This window comes from Mesorhizobium sp. CA6 (assembly GCF_020165035.1).
Classification (GTDB): Bacteria; Pseudomonadota; Alphaproteobacteria; order Rhizobiales; family Rhizobiaceae; genus Mesorhizobium.
Genome location: NZ_JAIUHI010000027.1, coordinates 15,834 through 37,094, shown reverse-complemented (window position 1 = coordinate 37,094; position 21,261 = coordinate 15,834). Strand labels below are relative to the sequence as shown.

Here is a 21,261-nt window from a genome sequence, read left to right as displayed (position 1 = left end):
CCGAAAAGGCCAAAAACTTAGCGGCAACTTAGCGGCCAGCTGCACCCATCGTTTCATATGCGGTGCGGCGGGCCGTCAGCCGGAAGGGCATGTCGCCGAGCTCGCGCTCCGACATGGTGTCGAGCACCGGATGCGACAGCGGATCGGTGGTCCAGCGCGCGACCTCGCTGTCGTCGCGCGGCCTCGCCTCGGTGCCGGAAAGCCCTTTCAGAAAAGATAAAATCTTCATGGGGCCACCTCATGGTTCAAGGTTGTTTCGGCTAAATTCTGCGCTTTCCTGTCGGGGTTCAATTGAGATTTCGGTCCGGTCGCTTTAGAAAAACTGGATGGCTATGCTGAACCGCGTCCATCTCAACGGCCTGCGCGCCGTGGAAACCGTCGCCCGGCTGGGATCGCTGGCGGGCGCGGCGGCCGAGTTGAACGTCTCGGTCAGTGCCGTCAGCCAGCAGGTCAAGCGCACGGAAAAGCAGCTGGGCCAGGCGCTGTTCGAACGGACGCCGGGCGGGCTCGTGCCGACCGAATTTGGCGCCGCCTTCACGACGCGACTCAGCGTCGGCTTCCGCGCGCTCGCGCAAGCCGTGGCGCTGGCCGACGAGGCCAACGAGTGCACGCTGGTCGTCTCGGTGGCGCCGGCCTTCGCCTCGAAATGGCTGCTGCCGCGGCTGTCGCGGCATTTCGCGCGACATCCGAATGTGCTTTTGCGCATCGACGCCTCGGCCAGGGTCGCCGATCTCGACCGGTCCGACATCGATATCGCAATCCGGCTCGGCGACGGCAAATGGCCGGGCGGGCGCGCCGAGCTTCTGCTTGCCCAGGAAGTGTTTCCGGTCTGCGCGCCCTCGATCGCGGCCAGGCTGAAATCGATCGGCGATCTGGCGCAGACCTGCGCCATCACCGACGAGCGGGCGATGTTCAGCTGGGACGGCTGGTTCGAGGCGGCCGGCGTCGAGCCGGTCACCTTCCAGAAAGGCGCGCGTTTCACCGATCCGATGCTTTGCCTGGAATCGGCGATCGCCGGCCACGGCGTGATGCTCGCCTGGCAGTTGCTGACCGCCGACGCGCTGGCCGACGGCCGGCTGGTCGCGCCCTTCGGCGTGCGGGCGCAGAGCGGGCTGGGTTACTGGCTGGTGACCTCGGCCACCAAGAGCGAAAGCCGCAAGGTGCGCGACTTCAAGGCCTGGATCCGCGAGGAGATCGAGGCGACCATGGCGCAGTTCCGGGCGCTGGACAGCGCCGCTTAACCGCTCCGCACTTTTCAATAATGCGGTCCGTCATGCTTGAGAGCAGGCCCGGTCGATCGCGGTGGAAAGGTCAATCGCAGCGGTCTATGTAAGGATGAGAACCCCAACAAGTAGCAGGCAGGATCATGACCACACATTCGCGCGGCGTTTCGGCAAGCATCGACCCGGTGAAGCTCGACAGGCTGGCGGAAGTCGCCGTCAAGGTCGGGCTGCAATTGCAGCCCGGTCAGGACCTGGTGCTGACCTCCTCGATCGCAGCGCTGCCGCTGACCCGCCGCATCGTCGAGCACGCCTATAAGGCGGGCGCCGGGCTGGTGACGCCGATCTTCAACGACGACGAGATCACGCTGGCGCGCTTCCGCTACGGTGCGGATGCCGGTTTCGACCGCGCCGCCGGCTGGCTCTACGAAGGCATGGCGAGGGCCTTCTCCAACAATGCGGCGCGGCTTGCGGTGCGCGGCGAAGACCCGTCGCTGCTCTCGTCGCAGGATCCGGCCAAGGTGGCGCGTGCCAACAAGGCGAACTCGATGGCCTACCAGCCGGCGCTGGAGAAGATCACCGGCTTCGACATCAACTGGAACATCGTCGCCTATCCCGATCTTGCCTGGGCAAAACAGGTGTTTCCGGGTGAGCCGGACGACGTCGCGGTGGTGAAGCTTGCCGACGCCATCTTCTCGGCCTCGCGGGTCGACGTCGAGGACCCGATCGGCAACTGGAAGGCGCATAACGCCGCCTTGGCTGAGCGCACGAAATGGCTCAACGAGCACAGTTTCCACGCGCTGCATTTCACCGGACCGGGCACCGACCTGACCGTCGGGCTGGCGGACGGCCATGAATGGATGGGCGGCGCTTCGACGGCGAAGAACGGCATCACCTGCAATCCGAACATCCCGACCGAGGAGGTCTTCACCACGCCGCATGCAAGGCGCGTCGAGGGCCATGTCTCCTCGACCAAGCCGCTCTCCTATCAGGGTACGCTGATCGACGAGATCTCGGTGCGCTTCGAGGGTGGGCGGATCGTCGAGGCCAAGGCCTCGAAGGGCGAGGACGTGCTGCAGAAGGTGCTGGACACCGATGAAGGCGCGCGGCGTCTCGGCGAGGTGGCGCTGGTGCCGCATTCCTCGCCGATCGCGAAGAGCGGGCTGTTGTTCTTCAACACGCTGTTCGACGAGAACGCCGCCTGCCATATCGCACTCGGGCAGTGCTATTCGAAATGCTTCGTCAACGGCGCCTCGCTCAGCCAGGACGAGATATCGACGCGCGGCGGCAACAAGAGCTTCATCCATATCGACTGGATGATCGGCTCGGACAAGATCGACATCGACGGCGTCGCCAAGGACGGCAGCCGCGTGGCGGTGATGCGCAAGGGCGAGTGGGCGTAACGGTGCTTTGTTGGCGCAATTCCGAACGGACGGCCACGGCGAAGTCGCCGAGCCCAACCGCTGCACACTTTGCCGGGGCTTGGCAAAGGAGGCATAAGTGGCCTTCGACATTGCGGTGAAGCGTGTCTATGAGCCGCCGGCGAAAGCCGACGGCCAGCGGGTGCTGGTCGACCGCATCTGGCCGCGCGGCGTCAGCAAGAAGGACGCCGAACTGACGCTTTGGCTGAAGGAGATCGCGCCGAGCGACGCGCTGCGCAAATGGTTCGGGCACGAGCCGGAGCGCTGGCCGGAATTCCAGAAGCGATATCGGGCCGAGCTCGACGCCAATAGCGACGCGGTAGCGCAGCTGCGTGGCCTAGTGCGCGAGGGCAAGGTGACGCTGCTCTACGGCGCGCATGACGAGGCGCACAACAATGCGGTGGCGCTGGCGGGGTATTTGGAAGCCCACGCATAGTTATCGAGACGTAGCGTTCCTTCGCCCCCTCTCTGTCCTGCCTGACATCTCCCCATGAAATGGCTAGACTATGCACACGTCTTGTGTGACAGGCGTAACGGATCAGGCCGAGGCTTGATTGCCACGTGGTTCCCCCAATCCGTCGCTGCTTCGCAGCGCCACCTTTCCCCCCTCCGGAGGGAAAGGAAGGGAGCCTTGCGGACGAGCGTTGACGGCAAAAAGCTTGGCGCCTTTCCTCTCCCCCATCGATCGGGGGAGAGGTGGCTCGGCGAAGCCGAGACGGAGTGGGGGTCGACCAGCGCTACATTAGACGATGCATACGCCAAGCTGCCATGCATGCCGTAGCCAACAAGGGGAGATTGGCAGCTTCGCGGTCGCGCACTATTTCACCGCCTCTTCATAAACCTCCGGCTTGAATCCCACAAACACCCGGTCCCCCACCTCCAGCACCGGCCGCTTGATCATCGTCGGCCTGGCGAGCATCAGCTGCTTCGCCTTCTTCTCGTCCAGCCCGGCCTTGTCCGCTTCCGGCAGCTCGCGAAAGGTCGTGCTGCCCTTGTTGAGCAGCTTTTGCCAGCCGACCTTGCCGATCCAACCGCTGAGCCTGTCGGCCTCGATCCCCTCTGCCCGGTAGTCATGAAAGTGATACGGCACGTCATGGCTCTCCAGCCAGACGCGCGCCTTCTTGATCGTGTCGCAGGTGGTGATGCCGTACATAGTGATGGTCAAGGCGGGCCTCTGTCAGATGAAGATTTTCGAATCCGGCAGAAGCCTAGGCCGGCCCTATAGGCTTTGCCAGCGCTTTACGCCGGTGCGATTTTGGCTCTTGCCAATACTAAGGTTTTTTCCTAAGTATTTTCTCGTAAAGATTGCCCGACCGCCGACGGTCGCGGAAGGAACAGCTATGAGCCTGCACACAACAAGCCAGAACCCGCCGCCCATTGACGGCATCTTTCGCGCGCTGGCCGATCCGACACGCCGGCGCGTGGTGGAGCGGCTGAACAGGAGCCCTGCCTCGGTCAGCGAGCTGGCCGAGCCCTTCGGCATGGCGCTGCCCTCCTTCGTCGAGCACCTGAAGGTGCTGGAAGGTTGCGGGCTGGTGCAGTCGCAAAAGGCCGGACGCGTCAGGACTTACAGCCTTTCGCCCGAGCCGCTGAGGCTTGCCGAAAACTGGCTCGCCGAACAGCGCGCGCTGTGGGAGCGCCGCCTCGACCAGTTCGACGCCTATGTGATGAGCCTCAAGGAGAGTGAAACGTGAGCTATCCGATCAAGCCGAACCCGAAACTGGGCCTGACGCTGGAGCGCTTCCTCGACGCGCCGCGCGAGTTGCTGTGGCGCGCCTGGACGCGGCCGGAGCATGTCAAGCAGTGGTTCACGCCGAAGCCGTGGGTCATCACCGATTGCGAGATCGACCTCAGGCCCGGAGGCCTGTTCCGCACGCGCATGCAATCGCCCGACGGCAAGGAGGTCAGCGACCGTCACTGCTGCTACCTCGAGATCGTGCCGAACGAGCGGCTGGTGTGGACCGACGCGCTGCTGCCGGGCTACCGGCCGTCCGGCGAGCCCTTCATCACCGCGATCATCACGCTGACGCCCGAGGGCAAGGGCACGCGCTACACCGCCACCGCCATCCATCGCGACGAGGCGACCCGCAACAGCCACGAGAAGATGGGTTTCTTCGACGGCTGGGGCACGGTAGCCGACCAGTTGGCGGCCTATGTGAAGACGATTTGAGAAGCTGGCATGGCGGCCAGGGCATCATCCGAGGCCGCCATGCCTGATTCTTTAAATCGCGGCGCGAAGGGCATTCAGAGCCCAGCAAGGCTCAGTAGTAGAACCGCTCTTCGCTGATCTTGCCGTTCTTGACCGTGTAGAGGCCGACCTCGTCCATCTTGACGCGCTCGCCGGTGGATTTGGGTGTCACGTCGAAGCTGAAGCGCAAGGCGAACTGGTCGCCATTGACGTAGGGGCCCTCGACCGAACCGCCATGAACCTCATGGTTGGCCTCCCACCACTCGCCCTTCTGCTTGACGGCTTCCTTGCCGTTGCACACGGCCATCGGGCCTTCCATGGCTTCGTAGCTGACGATGTCGTCGGCATTGTATTTCGCGGCGGCACCGTGGCTGTCGCCCTTCTTGAGGAGCTCGGTGAAATCCTTGGCAATTTCCGCAGTGTTCATGATTTCCTCCCGGTTTGGACAAGACATCAAGTAGGGACCGATGGTTCATCTGCCAGCGGTGCGGCGCTCCGCAGGTGACAATTCGTGTCAGGATGACGCGGCCATCAGCGGCCAGCGGCTCAGATCCTGGTAGATCGTCAGGCCGCGCAGGCTGTGAATGAGGACGAACTCCCTTGCTACAAAGCCGATTGGCTCGATCGGCTGCCTGGGGACGAATTTCTCGTCATAGGCAATCGTCATATGCGGGACGAAGTGATCCGCCGATTTGAGACCATTTGCTTTCATGGCGATGCCAATCAACCGGCTGAGTTCGCAGACCGGCCCATCGTCTGCCAAAAGCACGAACGGACGCGACGGCGGCCTGCCTTTTGCCGCCGGGCGGCCGGGAAAACTTACAGCATGGCTAAACGTGACTTCAAACGCCGGCATTTCAACCATTCGGCCGGCCCGCTTGGCCGCGAATTCGATTTTCGATCTAAGTCTTTTGTAGTCGCCCACATGCTGTTGAGTGATGTGAAATCGCTCTTTTAGCAGCAGCGTCCCGGTTATCCCGTTGAGATCACACAGATGTCTCTGCAGCGACCAAAACGCGGCACGATCCTTTGCCTGCAAAAACAGAGCAAAGAACACCCGGTCCGGCCGCTTCGGCTGCAGTGGGGGAATCGGGATGCCGAAATCAAACTCTTGCTGCCGAGACATCCGTACTCGTTCGGCTGAGAACGCTCCTGTTAAGCTTTTAACAAGAACAAAACAGGAACATTGGCAAGAGTCAAGAGGGGACGATCTTTACGTCTATGAAGTCAATAACACCCGCGTTCGATCGCAAGCCGCCGCACCAGCGCCAGCACGCTGTCGATTGTCGGCGTCGGCTGGCCGGTCAGGCGGCCGAGTTCCTGCACAGCGGTGACCAGCGCGTCGATCTCCATCGGACGGCCGCGCTCGAGATCCTGCAGCATCGAGGTCTTGTGCTCGCCGACGTCGCCGGCGCCCTTGATGCGCCGGTCGACGGGAATGAGGAAGCGCACGCCGAGGCGCTCACCGATCGCCTGCGCTTCCAGCATCATGGCGCGGGCGACGGCGCGTGTGGCTTCGTCGGCGACGATGGCCGCAAGCGTGCTGCCGGTCAGCGCCGAGATCGGGTTGAAAGAGAGATTGCCCCAGAGCTTCACCCAGATCTCCGAGCGGATGTCCTCGCGCACCGGCGCCTGCAGCCCGGCCTTGACCATTTCGCGGGCAAGCGCGGTGGCCCGCTCGCTCTTCTCGCCCGAAGGCTCACCCAGCGAAAAGCGCGTGCCTTCGACATGGCGGATAAGGCCCGGCGCATCGACCTCGACGGCGGGATAGACGACGGAGCCGATGACGCGCTCCGGCCCGATGCGCTGCCAGATCGCCCCACCTGGATCGACCGCGTCGAGCCGTGTGCCTTCGAGCGCGCCGCCCGCCTTGTAGAAGTACCACCAGGGCACGCCGTTCTGCATGGTGACGACGACTGTCCCCTCGCCCAAGAGCGGCGCAATCTCGTCCAGCGCCGGAGCCAGCGAATGCGCCTTCAGCGCCAGCACGACATAATCCTGTGCGCCGAGCTCCTCGGCGCGTGCCGCCGCTTTCACCCGCGCCACCGTTTCCTTGCCGTTCTCGATCAGGCGCAGGCCGCCGGCCTTGATGGCTTCGAGATGCGCGCCGCGCGCCACGATCGACAGATCGACCGAGCCGGCGATCGCGAGCTTGGCGGCGAGATAGCCGCCAATGGCGCCGGCGCCAAAGACTGTAACGCGCATCAGCCGAGTCCGAGCTTGGCCGCCAGCCCGATGCGCTGCAGCTTGCCCGTCGCGCCTTTCGGGATCTCGTCGAGGATCACCACCTTGCGCGGCACCTTGAAGTCGGCGAGCCGGGTCGATGCAAAGCCACGGATATCGGCCTCGCTGGCCCTCTTGCCTTCGCGCAGCACGACGGCCGCCGCCACCTCCTCGCCGAGCTTGTCATGCGGCATGGCGAAGGTGACGACCTGCGCCACGGCCGGGTGATCCATCAAGACGCCGTCGACCTCGAGCGGCGAGATCTTCTCACCGCCGCGGTTGATGATCTCCTTCAGCCGGCCGGTGACGCGCAGATAGCTGTCCTCGTCAAGCACGCCCTGGTCGCCGGTGTGGAACCAGCCATGGGCGAAGGCACTGGCATTGGCATCCGGGTTCTTCTCGTAGCCTGCCGTGACGTTCGGTCCGCGAATGACGATCTCGCCGACTTCGCCGGGCTTGAGCAATCGCCCGTCCGGCGCCATGACGGCGACTTCCGGTCCGGCCGACGCGCCGACGCTGCCGGGCTTGCGCACGCCCGGCGGCAAACGGTTGGACGCCATCTGATGCGCGGCCTCCGTCATGCCGTAAGCCTCGATCACCGGGCAGCCGAAGGTCTTCTCCAACTCGGCCATCACTTGCGCCGGCAATGACGCCGACGACGAGCGGATGAAGCGCAGCTTCGCCTCGGCAAGCTGCTCGGGATTGCGGGCGGCACGCGGCAGGATCGCCTGATGCATGGTGGGCACGGCGGTGTACCAGCTGGGCTTGGCCTCGGAGAGCCACTGGAAGAAACGCAGCGAGTTGAAGCCCGGCGTGCAGAAGACGCTGCCGCCGGCGGCGAGCGAGGACAGCACCGCGGCGATCAGCCCATGGATGTGGAACAGCGGCATGATGTTGAGGCAGCGGTCGGCCGGTGTCAGGCCGAGCGTCGCGCCGATATGTGCCGCCGACGCCGCAAGGTTGGCGTGGCTGAGCGGCACCAGTTTCGGACGCGACGTCGTGCCGGAGGTGTGGAGCAGCAGCGCAACATCGCTTTCCGCGGCGAAGCCAGACGAGACCGGCGATCCAACCGGCTCACCCTCGATCGTGAAGGTTCCAGACGGCGCGCCCTCCGGCACGACCAGCCGCAGCACCGGGATGCCGAGGCGCCCGGCAACCTCGACCGAGGGGCCTGCCTCATCCTTGCTCACGAGGATCGCCTTGACGCCGATATCGCTGAGATAAAAATCGAGCTCGTCGGCCCGGTAGGCCGGGTTGAGCGGGGCGGTGGACGCAGCCGCCGCCACCGCGATGAAGGATGTGGCCATTTCCGGGCCGTTCGGCAGCACGATGGCGACGCGGTCGCCGCGGCCGATGCCGAGCGCGTTCAAGCGCGCCACGGTATCGCGGATTAGGCGGCGCAGCCCGCCATGCGAGAGTGCCGTCCGTTCGGGCGCGGCGATGGCCGGCGCGTCGTCGGCGCCGGGGGCAAGACGATGGGCGAGATCGGTGGCGTTTTCGCTGTTTGTCATGGTTCCAGACTATGTTTCGAACGATCGGCTTATGTCCAGCAAAGGCCTGCTCAATATCCGAGCGCCAGGCCGTCCTTGCGCGGATCGGATGCGCCGGTCAGCGTGCCCTTTTCCCAATCGATCAGCACCGCCTGCCCACCGCCCAGCGGATGGTCGGGCTCCACAATGCGATGTCCACGCCGGCGCAGGCCTTCGATGGCCTCGGGATGCACGCTTCGCTCGGCCTCGACGACGTCGTGGTTGTAGAAAACGCGCGCCGCATCGATCGCCTGCTGCGGGTCCATGCCGAAGTCGATCATGTTGGTCAAAAGATGCACATGGCCGAAGGGCTGATAGCCGCCGCCCATCACGCCGAAGGGCATCATCGCGCGGCCGTTCCTGGTCATCATGCCCGGCATGATCGTGTGCATCGGCCGCTTGCCGGGCGCGATGGCGTTCGGGTGCTTGGGATCGAGGCGGAAGCTGGAGCCACGGTTTTGCAGCACGACCCCGGTCTTCGGGCCGACGACGCCGCTGCCGAAGGAATAATAAGTGGAGTTGATGAAGCTCACCGCGTTGCGGTCGCGGTCGACGACGCTGATATAGACCGTGTCGCTGCCCGGAAGATCGAGACGCGGCAGATGGGTCATGGCGCGCTCGGGGTCGATCGCGGCGCGCAGGCTGTCGGCATAGGCGCCGGAAAGCAGCGCCTTGACCGGCACATCGACTTGATCCTGATCGGCGAAAAATGCATCGCGATCCTGATAGGCGAGCCGGCCCGCCTCAATCTCGAGGTGCAGGCGCGCGGCGCCGTCGGGATCGAGCTTGCCCAGCTCGAAGCCCGAGAGCACGTTCAGCATCAGAAGCGCGGTCAGGCCCTGGTTGTTGGGCGGCATCTGGTGGATGTCATAGCCGCGATAAGAGGTGCTGATCGCGGTCCGGTAATCGCCCTTGGTGGCGGCGAAATCGTCGAGCGTATGCAGGCCACCGAGCGCGCGAAGCCGCCCGACCAGATCGTCCGCGACCTCGCCTTCATAGAAACCGGCGCGACCTTTCCTGGCGATGATGCGCAGTGTCTCCGCCAGCTCCGGCTGGCGATGAACATCGCCGGCCTTCGGCGGCTTGCCGCCCGGCAAAAAGATGCGCATCGCCACCTCGTCGGCCGTCAGGTCGGTCTCGGGATCCTCCCAGTCGAAGGCGACGCGGTCGTGCACGACATAGCCTTCTTCCGCATAACGGATGGCCGGAGCGAGCGCGTCGGCCAAACCCTTGCGGCCATGATCCTCAAGCAGCCGACACCAGGCGTCGACGGCGCCTGGGATGGTGACCGCGTGCGGACCCTGCTTCGGAAGCTCGCTGAACCCCTTGTCCAGATACCAGTCGACCGTCGCGGCCTTTGGCGCACGGCCCGAGCCGTTGAAGGCAAGCACGTTCGCGTCGCCCTTCGGGCAATAGAGGACAAAGCAGTCGCCGCCGATGCCGGTCGATTGCGGCTCGACCACGGCCTGCACCGCGGCCGCGCAGACCGCAGCGTCCATCGCGTTGCCGCCGGAGCGCAGCATGTCGATGGCCGCGAGCGTAGCGAGCGGATGCGAGGTCGCGGCCATCGCCTCGGTGGCGCGGACCGGGGAGCGGCCGGGAAACTGGAAATCACGCATGCGGGTCTGGGTATCCTTGTATCAACGTCCGCGGCCGAAAAGCTGGGCAGCGGACAACAAGACGATCGATAGCACGATCAGGCAAGTCGAAATGGCGGCGATCGTCGGATCGATCTGATCTCGCAGCGCATTGAACATGCGCCGCGTCAGCGTCGTGGTCTCGCCGCCGGAGATGAACAGCGACACCACCACCTCGTCGAAGGAGGTGATGAAGGCAAACAGCGCGCCGGAGACGATCGAGAAGCGTATCTGCGGCATCGTCACCTGGAAGAAGGCCGAGAAGCGGCCGGCCCCGAGGCTGCGCGCCACCATCTCCTGGTTCATGTCGTAGGACCGCAGCCCCGAAAGGACTGTCAGCACGACCAGCGGCAGCGCCTGCACTGTGTGCGCGATGACAAGACCGGTCAGTGTGTTGTTGAGGCCGATGCGGGCATAGAGGAAAAAGGTGCCAATGCCGATCAGGATGACAGGGATGATCAGCGATGCCGTGAGCAGCGCGTTGATCGCGCCGGTCAGCCGCAGTGTGCGGGCGTTGATGGCGTAGGCGGCGGCGGTGCCGAGCAGCGTTGTGACGATCGCCGTCATCACGGCAACCTTGACCGATACGACGGTGGCGTCGCGCCATTCGACCGAGCCGAAATAGCTTTCATACCAGCGCAGCGACCATTCCTGCGGCGGGAACTCTAAGAGCGACGAGCCGGAAAAGGACATGATGACGATGATCACCGACGGGGCGATCAGGAACAGCATGACAAGGCCGCCGAGCGCGTAGAGCCACAGGCGTTGCCGATGCGAGATGGGCAGGGCATTTTCCATACTCATCGCTCGCTCCACACACCGGTGGCGCGGGTGCCGAGCAGCCAGTGGAAGAGGCCAAGCAGCGCCAGCGTGACGGCGAGCAGCACGACGCCGAGGGCGGCGCCCGCGCCCCAATTGGAATAGAGGCTGGTGGTCTGCTCCATGCGCATCGCCCACATGATGACCTTGCCGCCGCCCATCAGCGCCGGGGTGACGAAGAAGCCGAGGCACAGCACGAAGACGATGACCACGCCCGAGGCCAGGCCGGGCAGCGACAGCGGGAAGAAGATCTGCCGGAACGTCGCGGCCGGGCTGGCACCGAGATTCATGCCGGCGCGCAGGCAGTCGACGTCGATCGTCTTCATCGAGGCGTAGAGCGGCAGCACCAGGAAGGGCAGCATGATGTGGGTCATGCCGATGACGACGCCGGCGAAATTGTTGGCGAGCGGCAGCGGCTGGGAAATGACGCCGATATCCGTCAGCCACGTGTTCACCAGCCCCTTGCGCTGCAGGATGACCAGCCAGGCATAGGTGCGCACCAGCACCGAGGTCCAGAACGGCAGGATGACGAAGATCAGGCAGATGGAGGCTGCGCGGCGCGGCAGCTGCGACAGCATATAGGCCAGCGGGTAGCCGAAGAGCACGCAGGCGCCGGTGACGGTGAAGGCCACCTTGAAGGTGGTGACGAAGGTCTTGATGTAGGAGGCCTGCTCGAAGAAGCGCGCATAGTTCGAAGCGCTGAGCTGGCCGTTCTCGTCGAACAGCGAGAGACAGAACAGCCAGCCGATCGGCACGATGATGACGGCGAAGACCAGGAAGAGCCCGGGCGACAGAAGTGCGAGCAGGCCGCGCGCTTCCCGTCGCGCGTCTGCGCGCAAGGCATCGGCGTTGATCGCCCCATTAGGTCGAGAGACGCGATCGAGACTGGCGGATGCGAGGCTCATTGGTCGGCCACCAGCACAACGTCCTGCGCTTCGATGCCGAGCGTTATCGGCTCGCCCGGCGACGGCAGTTTCGCCAGGACGTCTGGGCGGCAATAGTCGCGAAGAGTGACCTGCTGACCATCCTTGAGCGTCGCATAGCAGACGAAGCTGTCGCCCTGATAGATGACATCGCCGACCGTTGCCGGCAGCGCATTGATGTCGCCAGCCTGTTCGCCAGCGATCAGGCGCAGCTTCTCCGGCCGCACCACCATCAGATGCCGGCCCGAAGACGGCATTGGGTCCTTCATGCGCAGCTTGTTGCCTTCATGCCAGACGCCGCCATTGCGGCATTCGACCGGAATGAAGCTAGATTCGCCGATGAAGCCGGCAACGAACTTCGTTTTTGGCCTGGCGTAGAGGATCTCGGGCTGATCGATCTGCTCGATGCGCCCCGCATTCATGACGGCGACGCGGTCCGACATGGTGATCGCCTCGCGCTGGTCGTGCGTGACGTAGACCGTCGTCATGCCGAGCCGGCGGTGCAGGTTGCGCAGCTCGATCTGCATATGCTCGCGCAGGCTCTTGTCGAGCGCGGACAGCGGCTCGTCCATCAAAACGATGCGCGGCTCGAAGACGATGGCGCGGGCCAAGGCCACACGCTGGCGCTGGCCGCCGGAGAGCTGGTCGACACGGCGCTCGCCGAGGCCTTTCAACTGCACTAGGTCCAGCGCCCTCTCGACACGCTCGGCCGTTTCGGTCTTCGGCACACGGCGCTGCTTCAGCGGAAAGGCAATGTTGTGGAAGACGTTCATATGCGGAAACAACGCATAGTTCTGGAACACCATGCCGATGTTGCGCTTGTGCGGCGGCATGGTGATGATCTCCTCGCCGCCGACCTTGATGGAGCCGGCATTGGCCCGCACGAAGCCGGCCAGGATCATCAAGAGCGTCGTCTTCCCCGAGCCGGACGGCCCGAGCAGCGTCAGGAATTCGCCCGCCGCCACGTCGAGGCTGAGGTCGCTGAGGATGGAGACAGCACCGAAGCGCTTCTCGATACCGCTGATGCCTATGGGAAGCGCGAACTGCGCGAGAGACAAGAGCATCTCCTTCAACTCCGGATCATTTTTCGCGAAACGATGCGGAGCGGCGCCTCGTGGACGCCGCTCCGATGTCGTTATTGCTGGATCAGGTTGTTGAACTTCTCGGTCGCCTCGACGAGGGTATCGCGCCAGAAGGCGGGATCCTGCAGCACCTGTTTCTTGACGTTCTCCGGCGCGGAATTGATATCCTTGATCCGCTCCGGCGGAATCTTGCCCGTCTCGAAAGCCTTCTCGTTGGCCGGGCCATTGTCGACATAGAGGGGCAGGTTGGCCTGGAGGTCGGGGCTGACGAACTTGGCCAGCGCCTTTATGGCGATGTCCTTGTTCTTCGAACCCTTCGGGATGACCATGCAGTCGGCGGTGAGCACGCCCTGATCGAAGGAGAAGCTGACCGGCGCGCCTTGCTTCTTCAGCGTGCCGGCGCGGCCGTTCCAGATGCTCGCCATGTCGACCTCGCCGTCTTTGACGAGCTGCATGGCCTGCGCGCCGGAGGTCCACCAGGCATCGATATGGCCCTTGACCTTGTCGACGGATTGCAGCGCGCCGTCGATGTCGACCGGATAGACCTTGTCGATCGGAATGCCCTTGGCGAGTGCGGCGACGCTCAGCGTCTCCGTCGCCTGGCTGCCGGAGAGCGCGCGGCGCCCAGGGAATTTCTCGACATTCCAGAAATCGGCCCAGGTCTTGGGGCCCTTGTCGCCGAAAACATCGGTGCGATAGATCAAAACCACCGAGGTGTAGGAAATGCCGACCCAATCATCGTGGACAAGCTTCGGGTTGATGCCGCTCTTGTCGATGACGTTGTAGTCGAGCTTCTCGAACAGGCCTTCTTTGGAGCCGCGCGCGCATTCGTCGGCGCCGAGTTCGGTGATGTCCCATTTGACGGCATTGCCGGTGACCTGCAGCCGCACGTCGTCGAGGCCGTTGGTGGTGTCCTGCTTGATGGTGATGCCGAGTTCCTTGGCCGTCGGATCGAAGAACGCCTTGGTCTGCGCTTCCTGATAAGTACCGCCCCACGAGGCGACGGTGATGGTGTCGGCGGCCGAGGCCGGAACGGCGACCGTGGCCAGCAGGCCGGCGATGGCCAAGCCGTGAATACAGAGTCTCTTCGTCATTTTCGCTTCTCCAACCGGTGTTCCCGTTATCGTTGATTTGGTATGCGAATTTGTATACAATTTTGAGTGTAATTCGCTGGAAGCCGATGTCAACATGGGACATCGGGTTTTTGGTGGTGGAAAAGCAGGACGGTTCGGAGCGGCGGCCCGCCCCGAAACGGTCTGTTCAAGCAGGCGCTAAAAGGCACTAAACTGTGATTCCAGACTGACCGTTGGAGGCGGAACGCTTGAAGGAGAGAAAGAACACGCTGCGCGACTCGGTGTTCGAGAAGCTCAAGGCGTTGATCATCACCGGCCAGATTCCGCCGGGCGGCCGCGTGACGGAAAACGAAATCGCCGAGCGGCTGAAGGTGAGCCGCACGCCGGTGCGCGAGGCCTTCAACCGGCTGGAGCGCGACGGGCTGGTGATCGGGCGGCCGCGCCAGGGTTATGTGGTGGCCGAGTTCAACCTGACCATGTTCCGCGAGGCTTTCGATATCCGCGAATTGCTCGACGGGCGCGCGACCGAGCTGGCGGCGGCAAACGCGACCGCTGCCGACAAGGCGCGGCTGCGCGAGATGCTCGCCGAATGCGAGCGGCTGGCGGCGATCCCGGATCGCAGCACGCGGGAAAAATTCGAGGAGCTCCAGGTCGGCATCGACCTGCACCGAGCGATCGCCGAAATCAGCGGCAATGAGATGCTGCATGGCATGCTTTGCGGCATCCTCGACAAATGCCAGCAATATGTGTGGACGGAGCTTCTGTGGCTGGACGAGTGGAAGCTCACCCGCGAGGAACATGCCGGCATCGTCGACGCGATCTGCGCCGGCGACGTCGCCTTGGCCGGCGAGCGCGCCCGCGCGCATGTGCGCGGCTCGCGCGAGAACATCCTGCGCCTGTTGCAGGCCAAGTCCGACTATCAGGGATTCTTCGCCAAGGCGTCTTGAGCCTTAGGCCCGTTCTATCAGTTGGAAAGCATGGGGCAGTTGGCGCCGCGCCGCACGCTGACATAGGCTACGTCGCCGACGCTGAATTGAGCACCGTCGGCGCGGCGCGGGGCATCGATGACGATCGAAGTCCCCTGCCCTAGCTCGGCATGCAGGCGCAGCGTGCGGCCGTGGAAGACGACGCCACTGACGCGCGCCGGCGCGGTGCCTTCGCCGGCTTCACCGGCAGCCAGGAGATCTTCCGGCCGCACGCCGATGGTTCGCGTGTCTCCGGCGGCCGGCGTCTCGCCGCTGTCTGAGATCGCTTCCAGCGGCAGGTCGCCGGCGGCAAAGCGCAGGCGCTCGCCGTCGCGGCCGACAAAGCGCGAGCGCAACAGATTCATGGTGCCGATGAAGGAGGCGACGAAACGTGTTGCAGGCCGGTCGTAAAGTGTGGCCGGCGGCGCGATCTGCTCAATGCGGCCCTTGTTCATGACGACGATGCGGTCGGAGATCGACAGCGCCTCGGTCTGGTCGTGCGTGACCATGACGAAGGTGGTGCCCAGCCGCGACTGCAGCCGCTTCAATTCGACCTGCATCTGCTCGCGCAGATGCGCGTCGAGCGCCGACAGCGGCTCGTCGAGCAGAAGCACGTGCGGCTCGCAGACGATGGCGCGGGCTAAGGCGACGCGCTGGCGCTGGCCGCCGGAGAGTTCGGAGACGCGGGCGCGCAGCTTGTCGGCGAGCCCCACCATGTCGAGCGCCTCGCGGACCCGTTTGGCCTGCTCGGCGCGGGTGAGCTTGCGCAGCGACAGGCCGAAGCCGACATTGGCCGCGACGTCCATATGCGGAAACAGCGCATAGTCCTGGAAGACGGTATTGACCGGCCGGTCGAATGGCCGCAGCCCGGTGATGTCGCAGCCGTCGAGCAGGACATTGCCGCTGGTCGGGCTTTCGAAGCCGGCGATGACGCGCAGGCTCGTCGTCTTGCCGCAGCCGGACGGGCCGAGAAGGGTGAGGAACTCGCCCGGCGCGATGTCGAGGTCGACGGCTTCGAGGCCGACAATGCCGCCAGGAAAAACCTTCGAAACCTTCTGCAGCCGAACGAGCGCATCAAGCGCCATCGCGCACCTCGGACGGTTTTGTCGTGTTGACCCACAGGATCTGGCAGCGCTCGGCGCCGGGATTGCGGAAGGCATGCAGCAGCGTGCTCTTGAAGGCGAAGCTGTCGCCGGCCTTGAGCACATAGGTCGTGGCGTCCACCACCAGCTCGACCTCGCCCGCCATGACGAAGCCAAATTCGTGGCCGGCATGGGCGTAAGCTTCCGCCGTGCCGCCGCCAGCCTCCACCGTGACCAGCATGCCGGTCAGCGTCGCGGCGGGCGGCGACAGCAATGCCTTGGCGATGCCTTCGGATTTCACCGGAATCTGCCGTCGCTTGTCGGCGCGCACGCAATAGAGATCGTTGACCGCCTCGTTGCCGTCGGCGATCAGCGCCGACGGCTCGATGTCGAGCGCCGCGGCCAGCGGCCAGATCACCTTGACGCGTAGCGAGGACATGCCGCGCTCGATCTGGCTGAGCGCACCGATGGAGATGCCGGCCTTGGCCGCGAGCTCGGCCAGCGACAGCTTGCGCTCTAGCCTGAGCGCCCGCACGCGCCGGCCGACGCGGATATCGGCATCGTCTTTCGGCGTTGCCGCCGCTTCGTCAAGAATGTCCATGCGTTGGTCCTTGTTGTCTTTCCCCGGTGTGATGCAGCGCCGCCAGGCTCCCCCTTCTCCCCCTGTGGGAGAAGGTGGATCGGCGCGACAGCGCCGAGACGGATGAGGGGTGTTCCAGCGAAGTGAGACGTCTGTGTTCCCTGGAGCACCCCTCATCCGGCCGCTTCGCGGCCACCTTCTCCCACAAGGGGAGAAGGGGGAGCTAGTCATCCCCCGGCCTTCACCTTCTCGAACATCTTCGCCATATCGTCATTCTGCTTCATCGGGCCGGTGAAGATGGTGCTCTTCAGCATCACGTCCGGATCTGCCGGCAGCTGCAGTTTCTCTAACTCCTCCTTCGACACGCCGGCGAACGCGGTCGAGAGCGAGCTGCCGTAGCCATAGGACTGGATCAGGAATTTCCCCGAGTCGGCGTCGAGGCGGCTGTTGATGAAGTCATAGGCGAGATCGACGTTCTTGGCGTCCTTGAGCATGACGAAACCGCAGGCCCAGGTCAGCATGCCTTCCTTCGGCTTCATGAATTCGACCGGCACGCCCTGCTTCTTGAGCGAGGTGGCGGACGCGTTCCAGGTCATGGCGGCGACCAGCTGGCCGCTGGCCAGCGCCTGCTCGACCGAGGTCATGTCGGTGGTGTAGCTCGACAGCAGCGGCCGCTGCTCGCGAAGCTTTTCGGCCACCTTGTCCATCTGGTCGGGTGTCATGTCGAAGGGGTTCACGCCCGCCAGCAGCGCCGCGACGATCGGCGTGTCGTGCACGGCGTCGATGGTCGCCATGCGGCCGGCATACTGCTTGTCCCACAGAAGGTTCCAGCTCGCCTCGGGGTTCTTCACCAGATCGGTGCGGTAGAGGATCGAGGTGTTGCCCCAATCCCACGGCACCATCCACACCTTGCCGTCGCCGGCCTGCAGGTCGGGCAGGTTCTTGAACACCGGGAAAATCGAATCCCAGTTCTTGATGCGCTTGGTGTCGATCGGCTGCAGCAGGCCTTCCTTATTCCAGCGCGCCACCTTGTCGTAGCAGGGATGCGCGATGTCGGGCCTGAAGCCGGCCTTGACCTTGGTGAAGGCGTCGTCGTCATCGCCGAAGATCGTCGCCTCGACGCCATCGGGATGCGCGGCAAGGAAGCTCTTGTTGAAGTCGGGCAATTCGTAGCCAGACCAGGTGAAATATTGCAGCTTGTCGGCGGCCAGAGCGACTGTCGAGGACAGCGCGAGCGCCAGTGCGGCAAGACCGGCCCGGGCTTTTTGTCCGGTGAGCGATTTCAGGTGGACTGTCATTTTCGTTCTCCTCTTCTTTGTTGTGGTTCAGGCTGGATTGCGGCGCGCAGTTCCAAGACCGCGATGGCGAAGGATTTCGGCTGTGCCCGCGATGATGAAGGAGACAGTGAGGATCACCGTGCCGAGCGCCATCACGGTCGGCAGCGAGCGCGGGAAGCGCAGCTGGCTCCAGATGTAGAGCGGCAGCGTCGGCTCGGTGCCGGCGAGGAAGAAGACGACGATGAACTCGTCGAAGGAAATCAGGAAAGAGAGCATGAAGGCCGACAGTATGGCGGGCAAGCTGAGCGGCAGCATCACGCGCCGGAACGTCGTCCAGTCGGAAGCGCCGAGATCGAGCGCGGCTTCGCGGATGGTCTTCGGGATAGCGGCGAAGCGGCTGCGCATCACCACCACGGTAGTCGGCAGCGCGACCAGGATATGGCCGAGCACGATGGAAACACGCGATGGGCCGAGGCCGATCAGATTGACCAGGATCAAAAGCGAGATGCCGACGATGACGCCGGGGATCAGGATCGGCAGGCGAGCGGTGGCGCTGATGGTGGCGGCGATCGGCGAACGGCCGTAGAGGTCCATGTAGGAAACGGTGATGCCGCAGAGCGTCGCGCCGAAGGCGGCGATGACCCCGATGGCCAAGCTGTTGGCCAGGGCGCCGGACAGCGCCGGATTGCCGTAGAGCGTCCGGTACCATTCAAGCGTGAAACCCTGCAGCGGAAACGCCGCCTGGATCGAGTTGTTGAAAGAAAACAGCGGGATCAAGAGCACCGGCAGATAGAGGAAGACGAGATAGCCAAGCACGTAGAGGCCGAGCCAGCGGCCGTCGCTATTGATGTCTACCCGGGCGCTCATGTGCGGCTGCCGAACCGGCGGTCGGCGCCGCGCGCGACCAGCACCACGCAGAGGATGACCAGCATGACGCAGACCGAGAGCGCGGCGCCGAACGGCCAGTCATTGGCCTTGCCGAATTGCGACTGGATCAGCGTGCCGATCATGGTGCTGGCCGGACCACCGACCATGGCCGGCGTGACATAGTCGCCGACCGTCGGGACGAAGACGACGAGCGCCGCCGCCAGAACGCCCGGCATCGAATTGGGCAGCACGACGCGGCGGAAGCTGGTGAAGGGCCGCGCGCCGAGATCGGATGCAGCCTCGAGCAGCGATTTGGGGATCGTGTCCAGCGCCACGTAGATCGGCAGGATGGCGAAAGGCGCATAGGCGTGGGCGAGCGTGACGACCACCGCGGCCGGCGTGTTGAGGAAGGCGAGCGTCGGCTCCTTCCAAAGGCCGGTCTCGATGAAGGCCGAGTTCAGAACGCCATTATAGGCAAGCACGATCTTCCAGGCGAAGACGCGCAAAAGGTAGCTGGTCCAGAAGGGCAGCGTGACCAGGAAGAGCAGCAGGTTGCGGCGCCGCCCGGCATGGAAGGCGAGGTAATAGGCGACCGGATAGGCAGTGACGACGGTGGCGAGCGTCACCAAGCCGGCGATGACCAGCGAGCGCAGCGTCACCGTCCAATAGAGCGGATCGGTGGCGACGGTGACGAAATTTTCGACCGTCAGACCAACCCCGAGCAGCGAGCCGTCATTTCCCCTGAAGGCGAGAAAGACCACCAGGCCAAGCGCGAACAGGATGAGGAAGAATGTAACCAGCCCGCCCGGCAGCAGCATGGCGAAGCGGAACACCGGCGAGATACGGTTTTCCGGCAAGGGCCGTGTTGCGGCGATGGTCGACATCGAAGTGCCTGTTGGCTCCATCGGATTTTTGAAATCGCCTGATGTTTTTTCATATTCATGAAACTGTCAAGCAGATTCGCTTGTGCGCTGCACGCATTCGGCGTCAGCGTTCGAACGCATCGAGCATGCGGTACCAGGTGATTGCCGCGGCGACGCCGACCTGGCGGAAAGCGTGGAATGGGATCGGCTTGATAGGTGACAAAGGGAACGGCAGTTCTCTGGCGTCGCCGCTCGCAAGATAGCTCGCCATGCGCTTGCCAAGCGCGCTCATCAGGCCGACGCCCCTGCCCTGGCAGCCGATAACGGCCAGCAGGCCCTTTTCCGGCTCATGCAGATGCGGCAGGTGGTCCGGCGTCAGCGCCACGCGGCCGAACCAACGCTTTTCGATGGCGATGCCGGCAAGCGCCGGATAGAGGCGGGTGAGCGCGCGTTCGCAATGCGCCCAGTCGGCGCGGCTCGAAGGCAGCGCCATGCGGCCGCGCCCGCCCAGCACCATCCGGCCATCGGGAGTCCGGCGGTAGTAGACCAGGATGCGACGGGAATCGGAAACGGCCTGACCACCCGGCAGGATGCTTGCAGCAAGCTCGGCCGGCAGCGGCGCGGTGGCGATCTGGAAGGAATGCAGCGGCACGATCGTCTGGGCAAGACCAGGCAACAGCCCGTCCGTATAGGCGTTGGTGGCGAGCACGACCGACTTGGCCCGCAATTCGGCGCCGCCTTGTGTCGAAACCCGCCAGACACCGATATCCTTGGCAAGCTTCACCACCCGCTGCTGCTCGGCGATGCGGGCGCCGGCGGCCGAGGCGACGCGGGCGAGCTCGAGCGTGTAGGACAGCGGATCGATGACGCCGGCGCGGCGGTCCAGCCAGCCGCCGAGATAGCCTTTGGCGCCGGTCATCGCCGCGATTCCCGCTTTGTCGAGCAGCTCGACGTCGGCACCCCGCGAGCACCATTGGCGATCCCGGTTCGCCGCTGCCTTCAGCGCGGTCGTGGTGTGCGCGGCCTGGATCCAGCCATTGCGCGTGAACGGCACCGCCAGCTTCTCGTCGCGGATCACGTCGAACACCGCATCGGCCGTCGAGGCGGCGAACGCGACCAGGGCTTCGCCGCGTTCCTTGCCGAAGTGTTCGATCAGCCATTCCGGATCGTATTTGAGGCCGGGGATGACCTGGCCGCCATTGAGGCCCGAAGCGCCCTGCCCGATCGCGCCAGCATCCAGCACGTGGACGGAAAGGCCCGCGCGCGCCGCATGCAGCGCGGTCGACAGCCCCATAATGCCGCCGCCGACGACGACCGCGTCCAGCGTGCCGTCGGCCGAAAGCTCAGACTGAAACGCCGTGGCCGCCTGGGGCTTTCGCCAGATCGGATCGGAAAAGGCTTCGGCCAAGAGGATCACCTACGCGCTGGAGCTTCGTGAAAATCCTATTGCCGATTTCATGGATTTGAAAGGGCGCTTCGATGGGCCAGTTCGGCCGTGGCTGTGTGACAGCA

23 protein-coding genes are annotated in these 21,261 nt (G+C 64.4%); 6 read left to right on the top strand and 17 right to left on the bottom strand.

The window, feature by feature from the left end:
* Nucleotides 1-28: 28 nt before the first annotated feature.
* Nucleotides 29-229, bottom strand: a complete 201-nt coding sequence (locus tag LB526_RS27905) for a hypothetical protein (RefSeq protein ID WP_224526532.1) — start codon at nt 227-229, stop codon at nt 29-31.
* A 97-nt stretch (nt 230-326) separates the two neighbouring features.
* Here LB526_RS27905 and LB526_RS27900 point away from each other — a divergent pair, with 97 nt between their 5' ends.
* The 3 genes from LB526_RS27900 to LB526_RS27890 all read left to right on the top strand — a co-directional run bounded on the left by LB526_RS27900 (nt 327) and on the right by LB526_RS27890 (nt 3,077).
* Nucleotides 327-1,241 (top strand): LysR substrate-binding domain-containing protein, encoded by a 915-nt coding sequence (locus LB526_RS27900; protein WP_224630467.1) that lies wholly within the window; start codon nt 327-329, stop codon nt 1,239-1,241.
* Nucleotides 1,242-1,366: 125 nt separating this feature from the next.
* Nucleotides 1,367-2,623, top strand: coding sequence for an aminopeptidase (locus LB526_RS27895; RefSeq protein WP_224630466.1), 1,257 nt, complete (start codon nt 1,367-1,369; stop codon nt 2,621-2,623).
* 97 nt (nt 2,624-2,720) lie between these two features.
* Entirely contained in the window at nt 2,721-3,077 is a 357-nt protein-coding gene (locus tag LB526_RS27890; protein WP_224630465.1) for a DUF488 domain-containing protein, read from the top strand.
* Nucleotides 3,078-3,458: 381 nt separating this feature from the next.
* Here LB526_RS27890 and LB526_RS27885 read toward each other — a convergent pair whose 3' ends face one another.
* A complete protein-coding gene (locus LB526_RS27885; RefSeq protein ID WP_224630464.1) occupies nt 3,459-3,806 on the bottom strand; it encodes an ArsC family reductase in 348 nt (115 codons plus the stop codon).
* A 175-nt stretch (nt 3,807-3,981) separates the two neighbouring features.
* On the opposite strand from LB526_RS27885, the gene LB526_RS27880 reads away from it, so the two are divergent.
* Both LB526_RS27880 and LB526_RS27875 read left to right on the top strand, forming a co-directional pair.
* Nucleotides 3,982-4,335: an ArsR/SmtB family transcription factor gene (locus LB526_RS27880; protein WP_224630463.1), complete on the top strand. Its 354-nt coding sequence runs from the start codon at nt 3,982-3,984 to the stop codon at nt 4,333-4,335.
* Nucleotides 4,332-4,811, top strand: coding sequence for an SRPBCC family protein (locus tag LB526_RS27875; protein WP_224630462.1), 480 nt, complete (start codon nt 4,332-4,334; stop codon nt 4,809-4,811). The genes LB526_RS27880 and LB526_RS27875 overlap by 4 nt, the downstream gene beginning before the upstream one ends.
* 91 nt (nt 4,812-4,902) lie before the next feature.
* Here LB526_RS27875 and LB526_RS27870 read toward each other — a convergent pair whose 3' ends face one another.
* The 9 genes from LB526_RS27870 to LB526_RS27830 all read right to left on the bottom strand — a co-directional run bounded on the left by LB526_RS27870 (nt 4,903) and on the right by LB526_RS27830 (nt 14,136).
* Entirely contained in the window at nt 4,903-5,256 is a 354-nt protein-coding gene (locus LB526_RS27870) for a nuclear transport factor 2 family protein (RefSeq protein WP_224630461.1), read from the bottom strand.
* An 87-nt stretch (nt 5,257-5,343) separates the two neighbouring features.
* On the bottom strand, nt 5,344-5,955 hold the full coding sequence (locus LB526_RS27865) for a 2'-5' RNA ligase family protein (RefSeq protein ID WP_224630460.1): 612 nt from the start codon (nt 5,953-5,955) through the stop codon (nt 5,344-5,346).
* 101 nt (nt 5,956-6,056) lie between these two features.
* Nucleotides 6,057-7,034 (bottom strand): 2-dehydropantoate 2-reductase, encoded by a 978-nt coding sequence (locus tag LB526_RS27860; protein WP_224630459.1) that lies wholly within the window; start codon nt 7,032-7,034, stop codon nt 6,057-6,059.
* On the bottom strand, nt 7,034-8,563 hold the full coding sequence (locus tag LB526_RS27855) for an acyl--CoA ligase (RefSeq protein WP_224630458.1): 1,530 nt from the start codon (nt 8,561-8,563) through the stop codon (nt 7,034-7,036). Before LB526_RS27855 ends, LB526_RS27860 begins: the two co-directional genes overlap by 1 nt.
* Before the next feature lie 50 nt (nt 8,564-8,613).
* Nucleotides 8,614-10,200: a gamma-glutamyltransferase gene (gene ggt, locus LB526_RS27850; protein ID WP_224630457.1), complete on the bottom strand. Its 1,587-nt coding sequence runs from the start codon at nt 10,198-10,200 to the stop codon at nt 8,614-8,616.
* A 21-nt stretch (nt 10,201-10,221) separates the two neighbouring features.
* On the bottom strand, nt 10,222-11,022 hold the full coding sequence (locus LB526_RS27845) for an ABC transporter permease (RefSeq protein WP_224546850.1): 801 nt from the start codon (nt 11,020-11,022) through the stop codon (nt 10,222-10,224).
* Nucleotides 11,019-11,942, bottom strand: coding sequence for an ABC transporter permease (locus LB526_RS27840; RefSeq protein WP_224630456.1), 924 nt, complete (start codon nt 11,940-11,942; stop codon nt 11,019-11,021). The genes LB526_RS27845 and LB526_RS27840 overlap by 4 nt, the downstream gene beginning before the upstream one ends.
* Nucleotides 11,939-13,018 (bottom strand): ABC transporter ATP-binding protein, encoded by a 1,080-nt coding sequence (locus LB526_RS27835; protein ID WP_224630455.1) that lies wholly within the window; start codon nt 13,016-13,018, stop codon nt 11,939-11,941. The genes LB526_RS27840 and LB526_RS27835 overlap by 4 nt, the downstream gene beginning before the upstream one ends.
* Nucleotides 13,019-13,095: 77 nt before the next feature.
* The gene (locus LB526_RS27830) at nt 13,096-14,136 is read right to left on the bottom strand and encodes an ABC transporter substrate-binding protein (protein WP_224630454.1); all 1,041 of its coding nucleotides are present in this window, start codon (nt 14,134-14,136) and stop codon (nt 13,096-13,098) included.
* A 227-nt stretch (nt 14,137-14,363) separates the two neighbouring features.
* On the opposite strand from LB526_RS27830, the gene LB526_RS27825 reads away from it, so the two are divergent.
* Nucleotides 14,364-15,062 (top strand): GntR family transcriptional regulator, encoded by a 699-nt coding sequence (locus LB526_RS27825; protein WP_224630453.1) that lies wholly within the window; start codon nt 14,364-14,366, stop codon nt 15,060-15,062.
* Between the two features lie 17 nt (nt 15,063-15,079).
* Here the strand turns inward: LB526_RS27825 and LB526_RS27820 are convergent, their stop codons facing one another.
* The 6 genes from LB526_RS27820 to LB526_RS27795 form a co-directional block, all read right to left on the bottom strand.
* Entirely contained in the window at nt 15,080-16,165 is a 1,086-nt protein-coding gene (locus LB526_RS27820) for an ABC transporter ATP-binding protein (protein WP_224630452.1), read from the bottom strand.
* Complete coding sequence (locus tag LB526_RS27815; protein WP_224630451.1) at nt 16,155-16,763, bottom strand: cupin domain-containing protein; 609 nt, start codon at nt 16,761-16,763, stop codon at nt 16,155-16,157. The genes LB526_RS27820 and LB526_RS27815 overlap by 11 nt, the downstream gene beginning before the upstream one ends.
* Before the next feature lie 206 nt (nt 16,764-16,969).
* On the bottom strand, nt 16,970-18,040 hold the full coding sequence (locus LB526_RS27810) for an ABC transporter substrate-binding protein (RefSeq protein ID WP_224630450.1): 1,071 nt from the start codon (nt 18,038-18,040) through the stop codon (nt 16,970-16,972).
* A gap of 27 nt (nt 18,041-18,067) precedes the next feature.
* Entirely contained in the window at nt 18,068-18,886 is an 819-nt protein-coding gene (locus tag LB526_RS27805; protein WP_224630449.1) for an ABC transporter permease, read from the bottom strand.
* Nucleotides 18,883-19,770 carry an ABC transporter permease gene (locus LB526_RS27800; RefSeq protein ID WP_140845780.1) on the bottom strand — a complete coding sequence of 296 codons (888 nt, stop codon included), beginning with the start codon at nt 19,768-19,770 and terminating at the stop codon, nt 18,883-18,885. The genes LB526_RS27805 and LB526_RS27800 overlap by 4 nt, the downstream gene beginning before the upstream one ends.
* 103 nt (nt 19,771-19,873) lie before the next feature.
* On the bottom strand, nt 19,874-21,157 hold the full coding sequence (locus LB526_RS27795; RefSeq protein WP_224630448.1) for an NAD(P)/FAD-dependent oxidoreductase: 1,284 nt from the start codon (nt 21,155-21,157) through the stop codon (nt 19,874-19,876).
* Nucleotides 21,158-21,261 lie beyond the last annotated feature (104 nt).